We start from the raw sequence: 3,468 nt of genomic DNA on the forward strand, positions 1-3,468 counted from the left end.
GATTACCCTCGTGCAGAATATTCAGGCAAATGCGTGTCTCACCGGCGATGGGCACAAAGTCGTTCTTGACGCCGTCAGCATCCATGAGCTCGGCCATATAGGCACCCATGTGGCCGCCGAGCAGACCGGTCGCGAGCACGTCGTCGCCCAGCTGCAGCAACACGCGGCTCACGTTGAGGCCCTTACCGCCAGCGGTCTTTTCGGGCGTCACGCGGTTCACGTCGTCGATGATCAACTTGTCGAGCTGATAGCGCGTATCAATCGACGGGTTCATGGTAACGGTCAGAATCATGTTGAACTCCTGTTCCGGGGCGGCATAACCCGCCCCAAACATACGATAGCTCGTTAAAGGATCTCGATCTCAAAGCCGCGGGTAACGGTCTCCCCCGGCTTGGCCACCAGGCAGCCGCGCTTGTGCTCCAGAATATCGTCCTCGTCGGAGCAGGTGGACAGACCACCCCACGGTTCCACGGCCACAAAGTCGCCCTCGGGCTTGCTCCACACAATCAGGTATGGCATATCGGGGAACGTCAGGCGCACGCCCTTGTCCTCGGTTTTCTTGGTAAGCGTAACCACGCGGCTCTCGAGCACGTCAAAGATGGTCTCTGCGAAGTCAAAGAGTTCGTGGGTCAGCGGCAGGTCATGGCCAACCATCGGGTTCTTGCTGCGATGCTCAACATCAATCAGGCCCGTCGAGGGAACGGCAGTACAGAGCTCGGCGGCCTCGCGCTGCTCAAAACGGAGCTCGTAGTCGTCATAGGACTCGCCCTCGTCAAGCGGGCACTTAAAGCCAGGGTGACCGCCCACAAAGAACGGCATGTCCTCGGTGCCCTCATTGGTCACCTCGTACGACACGGCCACCTTTTCCGCATCGATCGTGTAACGAGCAACGATCTTAAACGGATACGGGTACTGCTCGAGCAACTCGGCATGGTCGGCAGAGCTTAGGCTCAGCGCGACCATGTTGTCGCCCTGCTCCTCGAGCTTCCACTCTTGTTTGCGAGCAAAGCCGTGACGGGCAAGCTTAACCTCGCGGCCGCCCATGGTCATTGCGCGACCGTCACGAAGGCCGCCGCAGATCGGGAAACAAATGGGTGCCTGGCCCGACCAGACCGCAGGGTCACCCTGCCACAGGTACTCACGGCCGTTGGCCGCAATAGAAGTGAACGACCCGCCCGCCGTGCTCAGTGCTACGCGGATAGAACCGTTATCAAGAACAAACTCCATAGGAGCCTTCCCTTTCTTACGACAGCCCGCCAAGTCAATAGGGCTGATAGAAAACCGGCCCGCGCCCCCTCACAGAAACGCGAGCCGTCAACGGACTAGTTAATTACGCCGGATACCCGCTAATCATGGTATTCGCCGCGGTCCCACTTCTCGAGGAACTCGTCAAAGAAGTGCGGGTCAGCCTGAGCCTCGGCGTCGGCCTTGTTGCAGGCATCGATCTTGGCGATCAGGGCATCGTGCTCGGGGGTCTTCTCGTAGGGCTCCTCCAAGAAGGCAAGCATGATGTCGGCCATCAGGAACTCGCCGGTAATCTTGCCGCCAAAGCCCACGATGTTGGCGTTGAGCTCGCGACGGGCATACAGGGCAGAGGTCATGTCGCGAACCAGGGCGCAACGGGCGCCGGGAACCTTGTTGACGGCGTTGGTGATGCCGATGCCGGTGCCGCACAGGGCCACGCCAAAGTCGGCCTTGCCGCTGGCAACAGCCTCGCCCACGGCCTTACCGTAGATGGGATAGTGCGTACGGGTGTGGCTGTAGGTGCCGCAGTCGAGCACCTTGTAGCCAGCCTGCTCCAGGCGGTCGGCCAGATAGATCTTCTCGTCCGTAACGATATGGTCGCAACCGATTGCGATGGTCTTCTTCATCAGAACGTCCTTTCGTCTGAATTCACAAGTTGAGGTAGAAGTTCGAGTTCTCGGTGGCTCTCGTTAGGCCATCTTGTTGAGCATGTCGACACGGATCTGGTGACGGCCGCCGGCGTACTGGGCGCGCAGGAACTCGCGGGCGATCTTCTTGGCGACCTCGGTGCCCACAACGCCCGGGCCCATGGTGACCATGCGCGAGCCGTTGTGCTCGCGGGTCATGTAGGCAGAACGCTCGTCGGAAATGTTGGCGACGACCATGCCCTTGATCTTGACGGCGGCCATATAGGAGCCGACGCCGTACTTATCGAATGCGAAGCCCTGGGAATCCTTGTGCTCCAGCAGGTCCTTGGCAACGGCGGTCGCGGAATCGACAAAGTCCGCGGCAGGGGTCTCGGAATAGTCGACGACCTCGTGACCGTCGGCGATGAGCATCTCCTTGATGGACTCCTTCATCGACATACCGTCGGCATCGGAAGCGATAACAACCCTCATGACATCCTCCTTGAGAGATACGCAGGTGCGTAGTTCCTGTTTGGAAGTGTTGAATCGCGTTCAGGTCCGGGCATCTGAATGTGCGGTTCTTCACTGTTCATGTTTATTTGAACACATTCGAACAGTAACTGCAACAATTATTTGTTTGTCTTTGTTCTTTTTTGAACAAATACCGTTCACAGGTGATTGCTGACCGTTTGGGCCGGGCGCGGACGTAGAGACCATGTGTTCAACAAACAATAGGGCGGCCGAGAACGTGTCTCGGCCGCCCTTCGGCGGTATTCCCCGGTATATACAGCTGTTTTAGCTACTCGGACTGCCCACCCTTTTTGGCGTGCTTGGACGGAGCACCCAGAAAGCGGCCCGTCAAATAGTTCGCCGGGCCGGAAATATCGATCCCCAGCAGCACGTGTCCTAGCCATAGGAACGCCACGAGCACCAGCAGCGGGATAACGCACGAGGTTACGATCATCACGATGACGCCTTCAATCAGATCGGTCACCTGCTGCACGATCTCGTCGGTCATCTGCTTGGCGCCGCTGGTCACCGACGTAACAAGACTCGATGCCCCATCAGTCAACTGCTCGAGCACGTTTTTGGACTCCGTGGTCTCGGATTTTTTCTTGTTCGATTTTGAGCTGGTCTCGGCTGACTTGTCCGTGGTGTCGGCCGCGTCCGCAGCGTCCGCAGCTTTTTGCTCAGCTTGCTCAATACTTACGCGATACGTTTCATCGACCTTTTGCGACACCCATACGCTCGCGGGCACGAGCGCCATGCCGATCACGGCAACCACCAGTACGCGTGTCGCCACACGGCGCAGGACAGTGCTCGTGCTCCAGCGCCCGTGAATGCCGAGCGACACCGCAAAGAGCACCAACGCAGACGGGATTAAGATGCCCAGGCCAACCGACCACAAAATCGTGAGCAAATATTTCTCTAGGTATAGCACGGCAAGCACGATACCAAGGTTGCCTGAAAGCTGTGCGAGCTGCTCGGCAACCGGCGTTCCCGTATCACCAGGCAGCGCGGTAATGCCCGCAGATAGAGCAACGCATGAAGCCGTGAGCGCCAAAACGTTACCTTTCTTTTGATCGATGACCTCGAT

The 3,468-nt window shown here is 58.3% G+C and carries 5 protein-coding genes; all 5 read right to left on the reverse strand.

What is annotated here, in order from left to right; translation table 11 throughout:
• On the reverse strand, positions 1–292 hold a 292-nt coding region (locus ABHR76_RS09615), incomplete at its 3' end, for a PfkB family carbohydrate kinase (protein WP_346977558.1).
• Between the two features lie 53 nt (positions 293–345).
• On the reverse strand, positions 346–1,227 hold the full coding sequence (locus tag ABHR76_RS09620) for an aldose 1-epimerase family protein (protein WP_346977560.1): 882 nt from the start codon (positions 1,225–1,227) through the stop codon (positions 346–348).
• A gap of 119 nt (positions 1,228–1,346) precedes the next feature.
• Complete coding sequence (gene lacB / locus ABHR76_RS09625) at positions 1,347–1,871, reverse strand: galactose-6-phosphate isomerase subunit LacB (RefSeq protein WP_006234831.1); 525 nt, start codon at positions 1,869–1,871, stop codon at positions 1,347–1,349.
• 63 nt (positions 1,872–1,934) lie between these two features.
• The gene (gene lacA / locus ABHR76_RS09630) at positions 1,935–2,363 is read right to left on the reverse strand and encodes a galactose-6-phosphate isomerase subunit LacA (RefSeq protein ID WP_006234830.1); all 429 of its coding nucleotides are present in this window, start codon (positions 2,361–2,363) and stop codon (positions 1,935–1,937) included.
• Positions 2,364–2,670: 307 nt separating this feature from the next.
• The coding region (locus ABHR76_RS09635) for a hypothetical protein (protein WP_346977562.1) at positions 2,671–3,468 on the reverse strand (798 nt) is incomplete at its 5' end.

The sequence above is a fragment of the Collinsella aerofaciens genome, assembly GCF_039752985.1.
Taxonomy (GTDB): domain Bacteria; phylum Actinomycetota; class Coriobacteriia; order Coriobacteriales; family Coriobacteriaceae; genus Collinsella; species Collinsella aerofaciens_BT.